This is a genomic window from Pseudomonas farsensis (assembly GCF_014268805.2).
In the GTDB taxonomy this organism is placed as follows: Bacteria; Pseudomonadota; Gammaproteobacteria; order Pseudomonadales; family Pseudomonadaceae; genus Aquipseudomonas; species Aquipseudomonas farsensis.
In genome coordinates this window covers 316,051-332,731 of the sequence record NZ_JABWRF020000003.1, presented here as the reverse complement: position 1 = coordinate 332,731, position 16,681 = coordinate 316,051, and the positions used below count along the sequence as shown (strand labels likewise).

The 16,681-nt window shown below is 61.9% G+C and carries 12 protein-coding genes; all 12 read right to left on the bottom strand.

The window, feature by feature from the left end; translation table 11 throughout:
* Positions 1-2 precede the first annotated feature (2 nt).
* Complete coding sequence (pyrG, locus tag HU719_RS17680; protein ID WP_186536448.1) at positions 3-1,631, bottom strand: CTP synthase; 1,629 nt, start codon at positions 1,629-1,631, stop codon at positions 3-5.
* A 269-nt stretch (positions 1,632-1,900) separates the two neighbouring features.
* Positions 1,901-3,184, bottom strand: coding sequence for a tRNA lysidine(34) synthetase TilS (gene tilS / locus HU719_RS17675; RefSeq protein WP_186536449.1), 1,284 nt, complete (start codon positions 3,182-3,184; stop codon positions 1,901-1,903).
* A gap of 54 nt (positions 3,185-3,238) precedes the next feature.
* Positions 3,239-4,186, bottom strand: coding sequence for an acetyl-CoA carboxylase carboxyltransferase subunit alpha (locus HU719_RS17670; RefSeq protein WP_186516769.1), 948 nt, complete (start codon positions 4,184-4,186; stop codon positions 3,239-3,241).
* A gap of 105 nt (positions 4,187-4,291) precedes the next feature.
* Positions 4,292-7,816 carry a DNA polymerase III subunit alpha gene (gene dnaE / locus HU719_RS17665; RefSeq protein ID WP_186536451.1) on the bottom strand — a complete coding sequence of 1,175 codons (3,525 nt, stop codon included), beginning with the start codon at positions 7,814-7,816 and terminating at the stop codon, positions 4,292-4,294.
* A gap of 377 nt (positions 7,817-8,193) precedes the next feature.
* Positions 8,194-8,817 (bottom strand): ribonuclease HII, encoded by a 624-nt coding sequence (gene rnhB, locus HU719_RS17660; RefSeq protein WP_186516765.1) that lies wholly within the window; start codon positions 8,815-8,817, stop codon positions 8,194-8,196.
* Between the two features lies 1 nt (position 8,818).
* Positions 8,819-9,946: a lipid-A-disaccharide synthase gene (lpxB, locus tag HU719_RS17655; protein WP_186516763.1), complete on the bottom strand. Its 1,128-nt coding sequence runs from the start codon at positions 9,944-9,946 to the stop codon at positions 8,819-8,821.
* Position 9,947: 1 nt separating this feature from the next.
* Positions 9,948-10,724, bottom strand: coding sequence for an acyl-ACP--UDP-N-acetylglucosamine O-acyltransferase (lpxA, locus tag HU719_RS17650; RefSeq protein ID WP_186516761.1), 777 nt, complete (start codon positions 10,722-10,724; stop codon positions 9,948-9,950).
* The gene (gene fabZ, locus HU719_RS17645) at positions 10,721-11,161 is read right to left on the bottom strand and encodes a 3-hydroxyacyl-ACP dehydratase FabZ (protein WP_186516759.1); all 441 of its coding nucleotides are present in this window, start codon (positions 11,159-11,161) and stop codon (positions 10,721-10,723) included. The genes lpxA and fabZ overlap by 4 nt, the downstream gene beginning before the upstream one ends.
* A 113-nt stretch (positions 11,162-11,274) precedes the next feature.
* Positions 11,275-12,330, bottom strand: coding sequence for a UDP-3-O-(3-hydroxymyristoyl)glucosamine N-acyltransferase (gene lpxD / locus HU719_RS17640; RefSeq protein WP_186536452.1), 1,056 nt, complete (start codon positions 12,328-12,330; stop codon positions 11,275-11,277).
* Position 12,331: 1 nt separating this feature from the next.
* A complete protein-coding gene (locus HU719_RS17635) occupies positions 12,332-12,835 on the bottom strand; it encodes an OmpH family outer membrane protein (RefSeq protein ID WP_186516755.1) in 504 nt (167 codons plus the stop codon).
* Positions 12,836-12,877: 42 nt separating this feature from the next.
* Positions 12,878-15,226, bottom strand: coding sequence for an outer membrane protein assembly factor BamA (bamA, locus tag HU719_RS17630; RefSeq protein ID WP_186516753.1), 2,349 nt, complete (start codon positions 15,224-15,226; stop codon positions 12,878-12,880).
* 76 nt (positions 15,227-15,302) lie between these two features.
* Positions 15,303-16,655 (bottom strand): RIP metalloprotease RseP, encoded by a 1,353-nt coding sequence (gene rseP, locus HU719_RS17625; RefSeq protein WP_186536453.1) that lies wholly within the window; start codon positions 16,653-16,655, stop codon positions 15,303-15,305.
* Between the last annotated feature and the right edge of the window lie 26 nt (positions 16,656-16,681).

Here is a 16,681-nt window from a genome sequence, read left to right as displayed (position 1 = left end):
AATCAGGCCTTGTTCTTCTGCGCCAGGGCAGCCTTGACGAAGCCGCTGAACAGCGGGTGGCCGTCACGCGGCGTGGAGGTGAATTCCGGGTGGAACTGGCAGGCGACGAACCAAGGGTGATCCTTGGACTCGACCACTTCTACCAGCGCGCCGTCTTCGGAACGGCCGGAAACCTGCAGGCCGGCTTCAACCAGCTGTGGCAGCAGGTTGTTGTTCACTTCGTAGCGGTGGCGATGGCGCTCGGTGATCACGTCCTTGCCGTAGCAGTCGTGCACCTTGGAGCCGGCCGCCAGTTGGCAGTCCTGGGCGCCCAGACGCATGGTGCCGCCCAGGTCGGAAGCTTCGGTACGGGTTTCGACAGCGCCGGTGGCATCTGCCCACTCGGTGATCAGGCCGACAACCGGGTGCCCGCTGTTGCGGTCGAATTCGGTGGAGTTGGCGTCTTTCCAGCCCACCACGTTACGGGCGAACTCGATGACCGCGACCTGCATGCCCAGGCAGATACCCAGGTACGGAACCTTGTTCTCACGGGCGTACTGCACCGCGGTGATCTTGCCTTCGACGCCGCGCAGACCGAAGCCGCCCGGAACCAGAATGGCATCGGCACCTTCGAGCAGGCTGGTGCCCTGGTTCTCGATGTCTTCGGAGTCGATGTAGCGCAGGTTGACCTTGGTACGGTTGGTGATGCCGGCGTGGCTCATCGCTTCGATCAGCGACTTGTACGCATCGAGCAGCTCCATGTACTTGCCGACCATGGCGATGGTGACTTCCTGCTCAGGGTTGAGCTTGGCATCGACCACCTTGTCCCACTCGGACAGGTCTGCGCTGTTGCACTGCAGGCCGAACCGCTCGACGACGAAGTCATCCAGGCCTTGAGCATGCAGCACGCCAGGAATCTTGTAGATGGTGTCGACGTCTTCCAGCGAAATCACCGCACGCTCTTCAACGTTGGTGAACAGCGCGATCTTGCGACGCGACGAAGCATCGACCGGGTGGTCGGAGCGGCAGATCAGCACGTCTGGCTGCAGGCCGATGGAGCGCAGTTCCTTGACCGAGTGCTGGGTCGGCTTGGTCTTGGTTTCACCGGCAGTGGCGATGTACGGCACCAGCGTCAGGTGCATCAGCATGGCGCGCTTGGAGCCGACTTCGACACGCAACTGGCGAATGGCCTCGAGGAACGGCTGCGACTCGATGTCGCCCACAGTGCCACCGATTTCGACCAGAGCGACATCGGCGTCACCGGCACCCTTGATGATGCGGCGCTTGATTTCGTCGGTGATGTGCGGGATGACCTGGATGGTCGCGCCCAGGTAATCACCACGGCGTTCTTTGCGCAGTACGTGCTCGTAGATGCGGCCGGTGGTGAAGTTGTTGTTCTGGGTCATCGTGGTGCGGATGAACCGCTCGTAGTGGCCCAGGTCGAGGTCGGTCTCGGCGCCGTCGTGCGTGACGAATACTTCACCGTGCTGGAACGGGCTCATGGTGCCCGGATCGACGTTGATGTATGGGTCCAGCTTGAGCATGGTGACCTTGAGCCCCCGCGCTTCCAGGATGGCCGCCAGGGAAGCCGAGGCAATGCCTTTCCCCAATGAAGAAACAACACCGCCCGTGACGAATATGTAGCGCGTCATGAAAAACCCTAGAAGTCTGCGTTAAGGCGGCATGGGCCGCCGGAGAAAGCGAAGGAAGGCCGAAGCCCCCGATCACCTGCGTCAATCACAGTGCATCTCGAACAACTGTCGCGTCTGTACAGACCAGGGGTATCCCCGGCATGGAGCTCGCTCGTCATTTTAAGAATCAGCCCAGCAAAAAACTGCTTGGTAATCGGCAACCGCTGTGTTTTCGAGGAAGCCACAGAAGTTGTATCAAGAAGGGAGGGTAGTCTACCGGAATGTACCCTTCAGCTCAAACCTTGCACGTCGGTCGGCGCAAGCCAATGAAGCTGGCAATTCGCCTCAGTGCGCAACGCAACGTTGGCTACCGCCAGCAACTGGTCGCCGCAATATAGCAACGGCAGGCGCGGACGCACGAAATGAGGGATGTGCAGCGCATTGAGCAGGCGCTTCAGGTCGCGGTGGCCGCGCCCCTCTATATGCACGACCTCGCCACCGTGCCGGTAGGCAATGCGCAGGCCGGCAAGGGCTGCGCCGGCTTCCAGGCGAACGCTGCCGTTGCCGGGCAACTCCAGCACCTGCGAAGGGTCTGGCCATGGCAGGCCGGCACCGACCGGCTGCAACCAGGCCCCGCTCAGCCACCAGATACGCCCGTTGCTGCGCTGCACCTCACCACCTTCCAGCCGCCAGATAGGGCAGGCATCGGCGCCGGCATCGCGCAACGCCTCCCAGCCTGCCCAGTGGCGGCTGTCTGGCAACCGCGTGCGCTGGCTCAGCCAGAACTGCAAGGCGTTGCGCTGGCGGGCAGGCGACAACGCCTTGAGGGTTGCCAGGTCTAGAGAGGCCAGCCCAAGCCAGGGGAGCGGCGCTTTGCCGCAGGCCTGCGCCAGGTCCTCAGCGGCCAGTTCATCGAGCAGGCCCAGCGCTTCACCGAGGTGCTCGGCGCTGCGGGCGAAGTTGCTGGCAGCGGCAGGCCAGCGCCCGTGTAGCAGCGGCAGCACCTCGCCGCGCAAGAAATTACGCGCCATGGCCGTATCTGCGTTGCTCGGGTCCTCGATCCAGGCCAAACCCTGCGCATTGGCGTAGGCCTGCAACTGCTGGCGCGACAGTTTCAACAAGGGGCGCACCACCCTGCCCTGCCCCAGCGCACGCGCCTCGGGCATGGCCGAAAGCCCACGCAGCCCGGCGCCACGCAACAGGCGAAACAGCAAGGTCTCGGCCTGATCGTCGCGGTGCTGGCCAGTGAACAGCACCGCGCCGGGGCTCAACAGCTTCTCGAACGCGCCATAACGCGCATCGCGGGCAGCCTGCTCGACGCTGGCGCCGGAGGCGACCGTGACAGGGATAACGTCAAGCTCGATGCCCAAGGCTGCGCAGACCGCCTTGCAGTGGCAGGGCCAGGCATCGGCGGCAGATTGCAGGCCGTGGTGTACGTGAATGGCACGCAGCGGGGGCGTTGGATGCTGGCGTGCGTAGTCGGCCAACAGGTGCAGCAAGACGGTGGAATCGAGGCCACCAGAGAAGGCGATGTACCAGGCGGGGGCTGAAAGCCAAGGGGTGAGGCTGAGCATCAGGGCCTCAGAGCAGTGAAATAGCCGGGGGCGCTTTTGGCGCCCCCGTGCACATTACAGACCGTAGCTCATCAAGCGGTCATAACGACGCTTGAGCAGCGTTTCGTGGTCAAGCTTGCCCAGCATGTCCAGCTGTTCGATCAGATCGGCGCGCACGTTGCTGGCCATTTTGGCCGGGTCACGGTGGGCGCCGCCCAGCGGCTCCTGGATGACCTTGTCGACGATGTTCAGGCTCTTCAGGCGCTCGGCGGTGATGCCCATGGCTTCGGCAGCGTCAGCGGCCTTGTCGGCAGTCTTCCACAGGATCGAGGCGCAGCCTTCTGGCGAGATCACCGCGTAGGTGGAGTACTGCAGCATGTTCAACTGGTCGCAGACACCGATGGCGAGTGCGCCGCCAGAACCACCTTCACCGATTACAGTGGCGATGATCGGGGTTTTCAGGCGGGCCATGACACGCAGGTTCCAGGCAATCGCCTCGCTCTGGTTGCGCTCTTCGGCGTCGATGCCTGGGTAGGCGCCGGGGGTGTCGATGAAGGTCAGGATCGGCATCTTGAAGCGCTCGGCCATTTCCATCAGGCGGCACGCCTTGCGGTAGCCCTCAGGGCGTGGCATGCCGAAGTTGCGACGGACCTTTTCACGCACTTCACGGCCTTTCTGGTGGCCGATGATCATCACTGGCTTGTCATTCAAGCGCGCGGTACCGCCAACAATGGCGGCGTCGTCGGAGAAGTGACGGTCGCCGTGCAGTTCTTCGAACTCGTCGAACACGTGCTCGATGTAGTCGAGGGTGTACGGACGGCGCGGGTGACGTGCCAGGCGAGCGATCTGCCAGCTGGTCAGGTTGCCGAAAATACTTTCGGTCAGGGTGCTGCTCTTTTCTTGCAGACGGGAAATTTCATCGCTGATGTTCAGCGAGTTGTCGTTGCCTACCAGGCGCAGCTCTTCGATCTTGGCTTGCAGGTCGGCAATCGGCTGTTCGAAATCGAGGAAATTCGGGTTCATAAGCTTCCGTCTTGGGTCTACGGCCAGGCGGCCGGCCGGTTGATCCGTTTGGCGCCATACCTTAAGGGATCAGGCGCATAAAGGTCGAGATTAAAATGTGTCGTTTCAACGATATTGCAGGAAGACGTTCTCACGCCCGAACTGGTCACGCAGAGCCTGGATAAGGCCATCAGCCGGGTCGATGGTCCATTGCTCGCCAAACTGCAGCATCGCCTTGGCATCGGCACCTGTGTACTCCAAGGTGATCGGGCAGCCACCACGGTGGCGGGTGATCAGTTCGCCCAGCCACTTCAGGCGGTCGCCCTTGAGCGCATCATGGGCGACTTTCAGGCGCAGGCTTTCGGCAAGCTTGGTACGCGCATCCTCCATGGTCATCACCTGCTTGACGCGCAGGCGCAGGCCACCGGAGAAGTCGTCATTGCTCACCTCGCCCTCCACCACCACCATGGCATCAGGCTGCAGCAGCGCCTGGGCGGCCATGAACGAGTCGGCAAACAGCGAGGCTTCGATGCGCCCGGAGCGGTCATCGAGGGTGACAAAGCCCATCTTGTCGCCCTTCTTGTTCTTCATCACCCGCAGGGCAATGATCATCCCGGCGATGGTTTGCGTATCGCGCGCGGGCTTGAGGTCGATGATGCGCTGGCGGGCAAAACGGCGGATCTCGGCCTCGTACTCATCGATGGGGTGGCCGGTGAGGTACAGGCCGAGGGTGTCTTTCTCGCCTTTGAGGCGCTCTTTGAGCGTCAGCTCACGCACCTTGTGGTGGTTGGCATAAACGTCGGAGTCTTCTTCGACGAACAAACCACCAAACAGGTCGACGTGGCCGCTGTCGGCAGTACGGGCGGTCTGCTCGGCGGCTTTGATCGCCTCTTCGAGCGCCGACAGCAGTACCGCTCGGTTACGGTCGATGTTTGCCTGGTAGGCCTTGATCTCGTCGTGGAAATGCGGGCCGAGGCGATCCAGTGCGCCGCTTCGGATCAGTGCATCCAGGGTGCGCTTGTTGACCCGCTTGAGGTCGACGCGCTCGCAGAAGTCGAACAGGTCCTTGAACGGCCCGCCCTGGCTGCGTGCCTCGACAATCGCCTCGACCGGCCCCTCGCCCACGCCCTTGATCGCGCCCAGGCCATAGATGATGCGGCCGTCATCATTGACGGTGAACTTGAACTCGGAGGCATTCACGTCCGGGGCATCGAGGCGCAGCTTCATGCTGCGCACTTCTTCGATCAGCACCACCACCTTGTCGGTGTTGTGCATATCCGCCGACAGCACCGCAGCCATGAACGGCGCCGGGTAGTGCGTCTTCAGCCAGGCGGTCTGGTAGGACACCAGGCCATAGGCGGCGGAGTGGGATTTGTTGAAGCCGTAACCTGCGAACTTCTCCACCAGATCGAAGATGTTACCTGCAAGGTCCGCCTCGATATTATTGGCCACGCAACCTTCGATGAAGCCACCGCGCTGCTTGGCCATCTCTTCGGGCTTTTTCTTACCCATGGCCCGGCGCAGCATGTCGGCGCCGCCGAGGGTATAGCCGGCCATCACCTGGGCAATCTGCATCACCTGTTCCTGGTACAGGATGATGCCGTAGGTGGGCGCCAGTACCGGCTTGAGGCCTTCGTACTGGTAGTCGGCGTGCGGGTAGGCAAGCTCGGCGCGGCCGTGCTTACGGTTGATGAAGTCGTCCACCATGCCCGATTGCAGCGGGCCGGGGCGGAACAGCGCCACCAGGGCGATGAGGTCTTCGAGGCAGTCGGGCTTGAGCTTCTTGATCAGCTCCTTCATGCCCCGCGATTCAAGCTGGAACACCGCCGTGGTTTCGGCTTTTTGCAGCAGCTCGTAGGTTTTGCGGTCATCCAGCGGGATGAAGTCGATGACCAGGTCGGGCAAGTCGACCTTCGCGCGCTCGCGGTTGATGGTCTCCATCGCCCACTTGATGATGGTCAGCGTCCTCAGGCCAAGGAAGTCGAACTTGACCAGGCCCGCGGCCTCGACGTCGTCTTTGTCGAACTGGGTAACCAGGCCGCCGCCCTCTTCATCACAGGCAATCGGCGAGAAATCGGTGAGTTTGGTGGGCGCGATAACCACGCCACCTGCGTGTTTACCGGTGCCGCGGGTGACGCCTTCGAGCTTGAGCGCCATGTCCCAGATCTCGCGGCCGTCCTCGTCGCTTTTGAGGAAGTCGCGCAGGATCTCTTCTTGCTCGTAGGCCTTCTCCAGGGTCATGCCCACTTCGAACGGGATCATCTTCGACAGTCGGTCGGCCAGGCCGTAGGACTTGCCCTGCACCCGTGCCACGTCACGCACCACCGCCTTGGCGGCCATGGTGCCGAAGGTGATGATCTGGCTGACCGCATTACGCCCGTAAGTCTCGGCCACATAGTCGATGACCCGGTCGCGGCCATCCATGCAGAAGTCGACGTCGAAGTCGGGCATCGATACCCGTTCCGGGTTGAGGAAACGTTCGAACAGCAGGTCGTAGGCCAGCGGGTCGAGGTCGGTGATCTTCAACACGTAGGCCACCAGCGAGCCCGCACCCGACCCCCGGCCAGGGCCGACCGGCACGTCGTTGTTCTTGGCCCACTTGATGAAGTCCATAACGATCAGGAAGTAACCGGGGAAGCCCATCTGGATGATGATGTCCAGCTCGAACTTCAGCCGGTCAAGGTAGACCTGGCGCTTTTCTTCGTAGTTGGGCGTGGTTTCCTTCGGCCACAGCACCGCCAGGCGCTCTTCCAGGCCTTCATGGGAAACATGGCGCAGATAATCGTCGATGCCCATGCCGTTGGGCGTAGGGAAGTCGGGAAGGAAATACTTGCCCAACTGCACGGTGATGTTGCAGCGCTTGGCGATTTCGACGGTGTTGGCGATGGCATCGGGCAGGTCACTGAACAAGTCGGCCATTTCCTCGGCCGACTTGAGGTACTGCTGGTCGCTGTAACCGCGCGGGCGCCGCGGGTCATCCAGGGTCCAGCCCTCACCGATGCAGACGCGGGTTTCGTGCGCGTCAAAGTCGGTCTGCTTGATGAAACGCACATCGTTGGTGGCCACCAGCGGTGCGCCAAGCTTGTCGGCCAGCGCGACGGCGGCGTGCACGTATTCTTCGTCACCGGCGCGGTTGGTGCGTTGCACCTCGACATAGAAGCGGTCGGGGAACATGCGCAGCCAGTCGGCCAGCAGCAGTTCGGCGTCAGCCTGGCGGCCGGCCATCAGCGCGGCGCCAATATCGCCTTCCTTGCCCGCCGAAAGCGCAATCAGGCCCTCGCTCGCTGGCGCTACCCAATCACGCTGGATTACTACCAGGCCGTTGCGCTGGCCTTCGGTCCAGCCGCGCGAGATGAGCTCGGTGAGGTTGCGGTAGCCCTGGGGGTTCATGGCCAGGAAGCAGATACGGGTCAGCGGGGTATCCGGGTCTGTGCCGGCCAGCCACAGGTCGGCGCCGCAGATCGGCTTGATGCCGGCACCCATGGCGGTCTTGTAGAACTTCACCAGCGAGCACATGTTGCTCTGGTCGGTGATCGCCACCGCCGGCATGTTCATCCCGGCAAGGGCCTTGGCCAGCGGCTTGATCCGCACCAGGCCATCGACCAGGGAGAATTCGGAGTGCACGCGAAGGTGAACGAAGGAGACCGGCATTGAAGATCCTGTAGCAGCGCTGAACGACAAGGGCGGGATTGTAGCTTAAAAGGAGGGGGGTTTCAGCGCATCGCCGGGCAAGCGGGACAAGTGGCCAAGCCTGCCAGGGCCTCATCGCGGGGCAAGCCCGCTCCCACAAGATCTGGGCCAGACCTCAATGGTGCAGCTGTGCGCGGTCTGGTTAGGAACTGGCGACAGCCTGCCAGGGCCTGAGCCCGCTCCCACAAGTCTGGGCCAGGCCTCAATGGTGCGGCTGTGCGCGGTCTCTGTGGGAGCTGGCGACAGCCTGCGATGAGGCCGAAACAGGCTTACACTGAACCCAGAACCTCCCACACCAGCGTGGGAGCAGGCTTGCCCCGCGATGGGCTTCAGCACATTCAGATCAGCGCGTCAGACAGCCCTTCGCGGGCTTCCCATGCCGCCCGCACCGGGGCAAACGAGCGCCGGTGAATCGGCGTCGGGCCAAGTCGCGCCAAGGCTTCCAGGTGTACAGGCGTCGGGTAACCCTTGTGCCCACCCATGCCATAACCGGGGTAGATCAGCTCGAACGCGCTCATCTCGCGATCACGGGTTACCTTGGCCAGGATAGAAGCCGCAGCAATAGCAGGCACCTGCGAATCGCCCTTGATCACCGGCGCCGAAGGCACCGCCAGCTTGGGGCAGCGATTGCCATCGATCAGCGCCAGTTTTGGCGTGACATGCAGCCCTTCGACCGCGCGCTGCATGGCGAGCATGGTGGCCTGCAGAATATTGAGGCGGTCAATCTCATCGACCTCGGCGCGGGCAATGCAAAAACTCAGGGCTTTTTCGCAGATTTCGTCGAACAGCGCCTCACGGCGCGCTTCGGTGAGCTTTTTCGAGTCGTTCAAGCCAAGGATTGGCCGGCGCGGATCGAGAATCACCGCAGCCGTCACCACCGCCCCGCACAGCGGGCCGCGGCCCACCTCATCGACGCCGGCAACCAACTCTTCGACCAGGGTGAAATCCAGTCCCATCTGCATGTCAGCGGTCCTTCAACAGGGCCAGCACCGCATCAGCCGCCTGATTGGAGGCGTCACGGCGCAGGGTGCGGTGAATCTGATCGAAGCTGTCGGTCTGCTGCGCACCATTAGCCAGCAATGGCGCCAAGGTCTGGGCCAAGGCTTCGCTGGTGGCGGCATCCTGCAACAGCTCAGGCACCAACATACGTTGGGCCAGCAGGTTGGGCAGCGACACGTAAGGGCTCTTGACCATGCGCTTGAGTATCCAGTAAGTCAGCGGCGCCAGGCGGTAGGCCACCACCATCGGCCGCTTGTACAGCATGGCTTCAAGCGTGGCGGTGCCCGAGGCAATCAGCACCGCATCGCAGGCCGCCAGGGCCACGTGCGACTGGCCGTCGAGCAAGGTCAGCGGCAGGTTGCGGCCTTCGAGCATCTGCTCGATCTGGGCACGTCGCGTAGCATTGGCGCAAGGCAGTACGAAGCGCGCACCGGGCACCAGTTCGCACAGGCGCTGGGCTGCATCGAGGAACAGCGCACCCAGGCGGCCGACTTCACCACCTCGGCTGCCCGGCATCAACGCGATCACCGGGCCAGCAGCCAGGCCAAGTTCGGCGCGGGCAGCGGCACGATCCGCTTCAAGGGGGATGGTGTCAGCCAGCGGGTGGCCGACAAAACGCACCGGCACGCCCTTCTCTTCGTAGAAGCGCGCCTCGAATGGCAGCAGGGTCAGCATCAAATCGCAACCCTGACGAATTTTCAGCACGCGTTTCTGCCGCCAGGCCCAAACCGACGGGCTTACGTAGTGCACGGTCTTGATCCCGGCCTGACGCAGCTTGAGTTCGATATTGAGGTTGAAATCAGGGGCATCGATGCCGATGAAGACATCTGGCTGCTCAGCGATCAAGGTGTCGATCAACAGCTCGCGGCGCTTGAGCAGCTCACGCAGGCGGCCAAGCACCTCGACCAGGCCCATCACCGCCAGGCGTTCCATGGGGAAGTAGGAGATCATGCCCTCGGCTTCCATCAACGGCCCGCCAACCCCGATAAAACGCACATCGGGGTGTCGCGCCTTGATGGCACGCATCAGGCCGGAACCGAGGATATCGCCGCTGGCCTCGCCAGCCACCAGCGCTACGCAGAGTTGCGCCATATCAGCGGGTGATGCCGCGAGCGGAATTCTTGATCGACTGACGGAACAGTTCCACTTCCGGATGCTGGATGCACAGCTCGTCGAGTTCCTTCATGGCCTCCTCGACGGTCAGGCCCTGGCGATAGACGATCTTGTAAGCGCGGCGCAGGTCGTGAATGACTTCATCGCTGAAGCCTCGGCGGCGCATGCCTTCGAAGTTCATGCTGCGCGCTTCTGCAGGGCTGCCGAACACGGTCACGAACGCCGGGACGTCCTTGCCGATGGCCGTGCCCATGCCGGAGAAGGCGTGGGCGCCGATGTGGCAATACTGATGCACCAGCGTGTAGCCGGACAGAATCGCCCAGTCGCCAACGTGCACATGCCCGGCAAGGGCGGTGTTGTTGACCAGGATGCAGTGGTTGCCGATCACGCTGTCATGGCCGATGTGGGCATAGGCCATGATCAGGTTGTGATCACCGAGCGTGGTTTCGGAGCGATCCTGAACCGTGCCACGGTGAATGGTCACACCTTCGCGGATCACATTGTGGTCGCCGATCACCAGCCGCGTCGCTTCACCCTTGTACTTCAGGTCAGGGGTGTCTTCGCCAATCGAGCTGAACTGATAGATGCGGTTGTGCTTGCCAATGCGCGTCGGGCCCTTGAGCACGACGTGCGGGCCAATAACGGTGCCCTCCCCGATTTCGACATCGGGGCCTACGATCGACCACGGGCCGACCTCGACGCCTTCGGCCAGCTTGGCTGAAGGATCGATGATCGCCCTAGGGTCAATCGAATTCATAGGGAGCGTTCCGCGCAGGTGATCTGCGCCGAGCAGACCGGCTTGCCGTCAACCAGCGCACGGCACTCGAACTTCCAGATCATGCTCTTGCGGCTGAGGAACTTGGCTTCGAGCACCAACTGGTCGCCCGGCAGCACCGGCTGGCGGAAGCGCAGCTTGTCGGAGCCGACGAAATAATACAGCGTGCCGTCCGCAGGTTTTGCGTCGAGCATCTTGAATCCGAGAATACCGGCCGCCTGGGCCATCGCCTCGATGATCAGCACGCCCGGCATGATCGGATGCGCCGGGAAGTGGCCATTGAAGAATGGCTCGTTGATGCTGACATTCTTGTAGGCACGAATGCTCTGGGCCTCGTAGTCCAACTCCGTCACGCGGTCCACCAACAGGAACGGGTAACGGTGAGGCAGGTATTCGCGAATCTCGTTGATGTCCATCATTTCGGGGGGGAAGCCTGTAATAAGAATAGGGAGCGCAGGTGCTGACCTTACGCTCCTTTTGCAAATCCAAAGAGGAGCCAGCTAGCGACTGTTCTCTTGCTCAGGAAATGGTATCAGCCTTCTGATGTCGGCTGGCCACCTGAGGTCACGGTGTCGACGCGTTTTTCCAACTGGTTGAGGCGTTTGGACATCTCGTCCAGCTGGCGAATACGCGCAGCGCTCTTGCGCCAATCGGCCAAAGGCTGCATGGCCGTGCCGGAAGAATAGCCGCCCGGTTCGGTGATCGAACGGGTGACCATGGTCATGCCGGATACGAATACGTTGTCGCAGACATCAATGTGGCCAACCATGCCGACACCGCCTGCAATCATGCAGTGTTTGCCGATCTTGGTGCTGCCGGAAATCCCGACGCAGGCTGCCATCGCCGTGTGGTCACCGACCTGCACGTTGTGGGCGATCTGGATCTGGTTGTCGAGCTTGACGCCATTGCCGATGCGCGTGTCAGAGAGCGCACCGCGGTCGACTGCGGTGTTGACGCCGATTTCGACGTCGTCCCCGAGGGTCACGCCGCCAATCTGCGCAATCTTCTGCCAGACGCCCTTCTCGTTGGCAAAGCCGAAGCCCTCACCACCGATCACAGCACCGGATTGGATCACCACACGCTTGCCGATGGTCACGTCGTGATACAGCGTGACCCGCGGAGCCAGCCAGCCACCCTCGCCGATCACACAACGCGCACCGATGAAACAATGCGCGCCGACCGTCACGTTGGCGCCAATCTGCGCGCCGCTTTCGATCACCGCGAACGGGCCGATACTGGCGCTGGCATCGACCTGAGCGTCCTCATGCACCACGGCGCTGGGATGAACTCCCGCCACAGCCTTGGGTTTGGGGTCGAACAGGTGCGAAATGCGTGCGTAGGCAAGGTACGGGTCGGCAACGATCAGCGCATTACCGGCAAAGCCCTCGGCGTCCTCGGCCTTGAGCAGTACGGCTGCGGCCTGGGTGTCATCGAGGAACTTGCGGTACTGCTTGTTGGCCAAAAAGCTCAACTGACCGGCGCCGGCTTCCTGCAAGGTAGCCAGCCCGGTAATCAGCAATGCCTCGGAGCCTTTGAGCTGCGCCCCGAGGGCCTCGGCCAGCTGGCCAAGCGTCATGGTCACGGTCATATCAACGGGCTTGGTTCATGCGCTCGATGACTTGGCGGGTGATGTCGTACTGAGGTTTGACATCGATGACCGCACCGCGCTCAAGCACCAGGTCAAAGCCGCCTTTCTTGATGACTTCTTCCACTGCGCCGTCCAGCTTGGGCTTGAGCTGCTTGAGCATGTCACGGTCAGCAACGGCCTTGGCTTCGTTCAGCTCTTTGGACTGGAACTGGAAGTCACGGGCTTTTTGCTTGAACTCAAGCTCCAGACGCTCGCGCTCAGGCTGAGGCATCTTGTCGCCGCCTTTGATCAGGCGGTCCTGGATGCCTTTGGCGCTGCTTTCCAGGCCCTTGAGCTTGGTCAGTTGCGGGCCGAATTTCTTCTCGGCGTCAACGGCGTACTTCTTGGCAGCGTCAGATTCGAGCAGTGCCATCTGATAGTTCAGCACGGCTACCTTCATTTCGGCGAAAGCCGGGGTGGCGACCAGCGCCGCAGCCACGAGGGCCATTTGGGTCAACTTACGCACGATGCACTCCTGGATAAACCGTTGTCGTTGTAAGGGGCGACCTTAGAAGGTCTGCCCCAGAGAGAATTGGAAGACCTGGGTTTCGGCTTCTTGCGGCTTCTTGATCGGCATCGCCAGGCTGAAGCTCAGCGGGCCCAGCGCAGTGATCCAGGTCACACCCAGACCGACGGAGCTTGCCATGTCGCTGAAACCGACCTTCGAGCAATCAGGCTTGGAGCCGCAATTGGTGTCGAACACGTTACCCACATCCCAGAACACGGAGGTGCGCAGCGAGCGCTGATCCTTGACGAACGGCAGCGGGAACAGCAGTTCAACACCACCTTGGACCAGCACGTTGCCACCGAACGGCAATGGATCCTGGTCCGGGTCGCGCTCGGTACCGGGGTTTTTGCCAGTGCTCGGCGTACTGCGCGGGCCGAGGGTGCTGTCCTTGAAGCCACGTACCGAGTTGAAGCCACCGGCGTAGTAGTTCTCGTAGAACGGCAGACCCGAGGTAGAGCCAAAACCGTCACCGTAGCCCATTTCGGTGTGCAGGCGCAGGGTGTAGTCGTTGTTGATCGGCTTGAACATCTGCGCACGGTAGTCGAGCTTGTAGAACGACAGGTCGCTGCCCGGCACGGTGGTTTCAAGCGTCAGGCTTTGCGAGTGACCACGGGTCGCCAGCACACCTTTGTTCAAGGTCGATTCGGACCAGCCGACCGAGGCCTTGACGTTGAGGAAGCTGTCGCCCTCGTCTTTCAGGAACTTGAAGATCTCATCGACGGTATAGCGGCCAGTCTTGATGTCATCCTGCTGCACGGTCAGGCCGTAGGTCAGGCGCGAAGTCTCGCTGATCGGGTAGCCAAGGCTTACACCTGCACCCAGGCTGTCTACAGCGTAGCTGGCCACGTCGACATCGAGGTCGTCGTAGTCGGTGCTGCGGTAGAAGGCGTTATAGCCCAGGCTCACACCATCGTCGGTGAAGTAGGGGTCAACAAAGCCGAAGTTGTAGCGGGTCTGGTATTCCGAACGGGTCAGGCCGATGGACACCTTGTTACCGGTACCGAGGAAGTTGCTCTGGCTGATCGAACCACCGAGGATCAGGCCGGCGCTCTGGGCGAAACCGACGCTGGCGGTGATGGAACCGGACGCTTGTTCTTCGACCGCGTAGTTGACGTCGACCTGGTCGTCGGTGCCTGGCACCGGCGGGGTCTCGACGTTGACTTCCTTGAAGAAGCCCAGGCGCTCGAGGCGGGTCTTGGACTGGTCGATCAGGTAAGTCGAAGCCCAGCCGCCTTCCATCTGACGCATTTCACGGCGCAGTACTTCGTCTTCGGTCTTGGTGTTGCCGCGATAGTTGATGCGATTGACGTAGGCACGCTTGCCAGGGTCGACCACGAACATGATATCGACGGTGTGATCTTCGTCGTGCGGCTGTGGCACGCCGTTGACGTTGGCGAAGGTATAGCCTTCGTTACCCAGGCGACGGGTGATCAGGTCGGAGGTAGTGGTCATCACCTTGCGCGAGAACACCTGGCCCGGCTGCACCAGCAGCAACGACTTGACCTGGTCTTCCGGCACTTTCAGGTCGCCGGAGAGCTTGACGTCACGCACGGTGTATTTTTCGCCTTCGTTGACGTTGACCGTGATGTAGACGTGTTTTTTGTCCGGGGTGATCGAAACCTGGGTAGAGGCGATATCCATGTTGATATAGCCACGGTCCAGGTAGTACGAGCGCAGGCGCTCGAGGTCACCGGAGAGTTTTTCGCGGGCGTACTTGTCGTCGTTCTTGAAGAACGACAGCCAGTTGGTGGTTTTCAGCTCGAACAGCTGGGCCAGCTCGTCGTCGTCGAACACGGTGTTGCCGACGATGTTGATGTGCTGGATGGCAGCGACAGTGCCTTCGTTGATCTTGATTTTCAGGCCAACACGGTTGCGTGGCTGCGGGACGACTTCAGCGTCCACCTCGGCCGAGTAGCGGCCTTGGGCCACGTACTGGCGCTGCAGCTCGTTACGCACGCCTTCCAGGGTTGCCCGCTGGAAGATCTCACCTTCGGCCAGGCCCGACTGTTTCAGGCCTTTCATCAGGTCTTCGGTGCTGATCGCCTTGTTGCCTTCGATATCGATACTGGCAACCGACGGACGCTCGACCACGTTGATGATCAGGACATTGCCGTCGCGATTCAGCTGGATGTCCTGGAAGAAGCCGGTCTTGAACAGCGAACGGGTGGAGTCGACCAGACGTCGATCATCGACCTGGTCACCCACGTTCAGCGGCAATGCGCCGAACACGCTGCCGGCGGAAACCCGCTGCAGGCCGTTGACGCGGATATCGGAGATGGTGAAGGACTCGGCGTGAACTTCAGCGATCATCAGTGCGGAGAGGACCGCAGTTAGCAGCAGACGTTTCATGAAGTCCTTTTATTCCAACTGGCAATAAACAACCCGCCGCAGACAACGTGGCGGGTTTCGCGAATGAGCGAAGCTTTTATAGTCGACCCAGATCGTTGATCAGGGCGAGCAACATCACCCCTACGACCAAACTGATACCGATCTGGACCCCCCAACCTTGTACCCGATCCGATAGCGGACGACCTCGGGCCCACTCGATCAGGTAAAACAGCAAATGGCCGCCATCCAGTACCGGGATGGGCAGCAAATTCAGAACCCCTAGGCTTATGCTCAGATAGGCCAGGAAATTCAGGAAATCCCCGATACCCGACTGGGCTGAAGCGCCCGCCACTTTAGCAATGGTTATCGGTCCGCTCAAGTTTTTTACCGAGAGCTCCCCGAAGAGCATTTTCTTCAGCGATTCAACGGTGAGCACGCTCATGTTCCAGGTACGCGAGAAGGCCTCCCCTACCGCATCGAGCGGACCGTAGCTGACCTCGCGCAGCATCGGCGCTGGCCACTGGCCGGCTTTCACGCCTGCCCCCAGGTAACCCCCGGCAGCCTTGCCCTCGCCCTTGCGAGCCAGGGTTACCGGCACATCCAACTGGGCGCCATCACGCTCGATACGCAGGCTGACCTTGCTGTCAGGGCGCGCTCGGACCGCATCGACCACTTGCTGCCAGTCGGCCAGCGCCGCGCCATCCAGGGCGAGCAAGGTGTCACCGCTCTTGAGCCCGGCCGCAGCCGCCGGCCCTTGCGGGTCAATCTCGGCCAGCACCGGGAGCACCGCAGGGCGCCATGGGCGCAGGCCCAGCGAGGTAATCGGGTCAGGCTCGTCGGCGCCCTTGAGCCAGGCATTGAGTGCAATGTCGTACTGGCGCGGCGTGGTTGCGCCTTCATCCAGCACATTGACGCGCAGGGTGCCGCTTTCACCCAGCCGGCGTACCAGTTGCAGATTGACCGCCGACCAGCCGTTGGTCGGTTTGCCGTCAATGGCGACGATTTCCTGCCCGGCAACCAGGCCTGCGCTCGCCGCCAGGCTGCCCGACTCGACCGTGCCGATGACCGGGCGCACCTGCTGGGTGCCCAACATGGCGATCAACCAGAAGAACAGGATGGCCAGCAGGAAGTTGGCAATGGGCCCCGCCGCGACGATGGCGATACGCTGGCGGACCGATTTGCGGTTGAACGACTGCCCGGCCAGCGCCGCCGGCACGTCGCCTTCGCGCTCGTCGAGCATCTTGACGTAGCCGCCCAACGGAATTGCCGCGACCACGAACTCGGTGCCGTGGCGGTCGTGCCAGCGCAGCAGCGGCGTGCCGAAGCCTACCGAGAAGCGCAATACCTTCACGCCACAACGGCGCGCCACCCAGAAGTGGCCAAACTCGTGGAACGTGACCAGCACGCCCAGTGCCACCAGGGTGCCAATAATCATGTAAAGCGCAGACATGTCAGTTCTCCGGTGGCGTGCTGGCG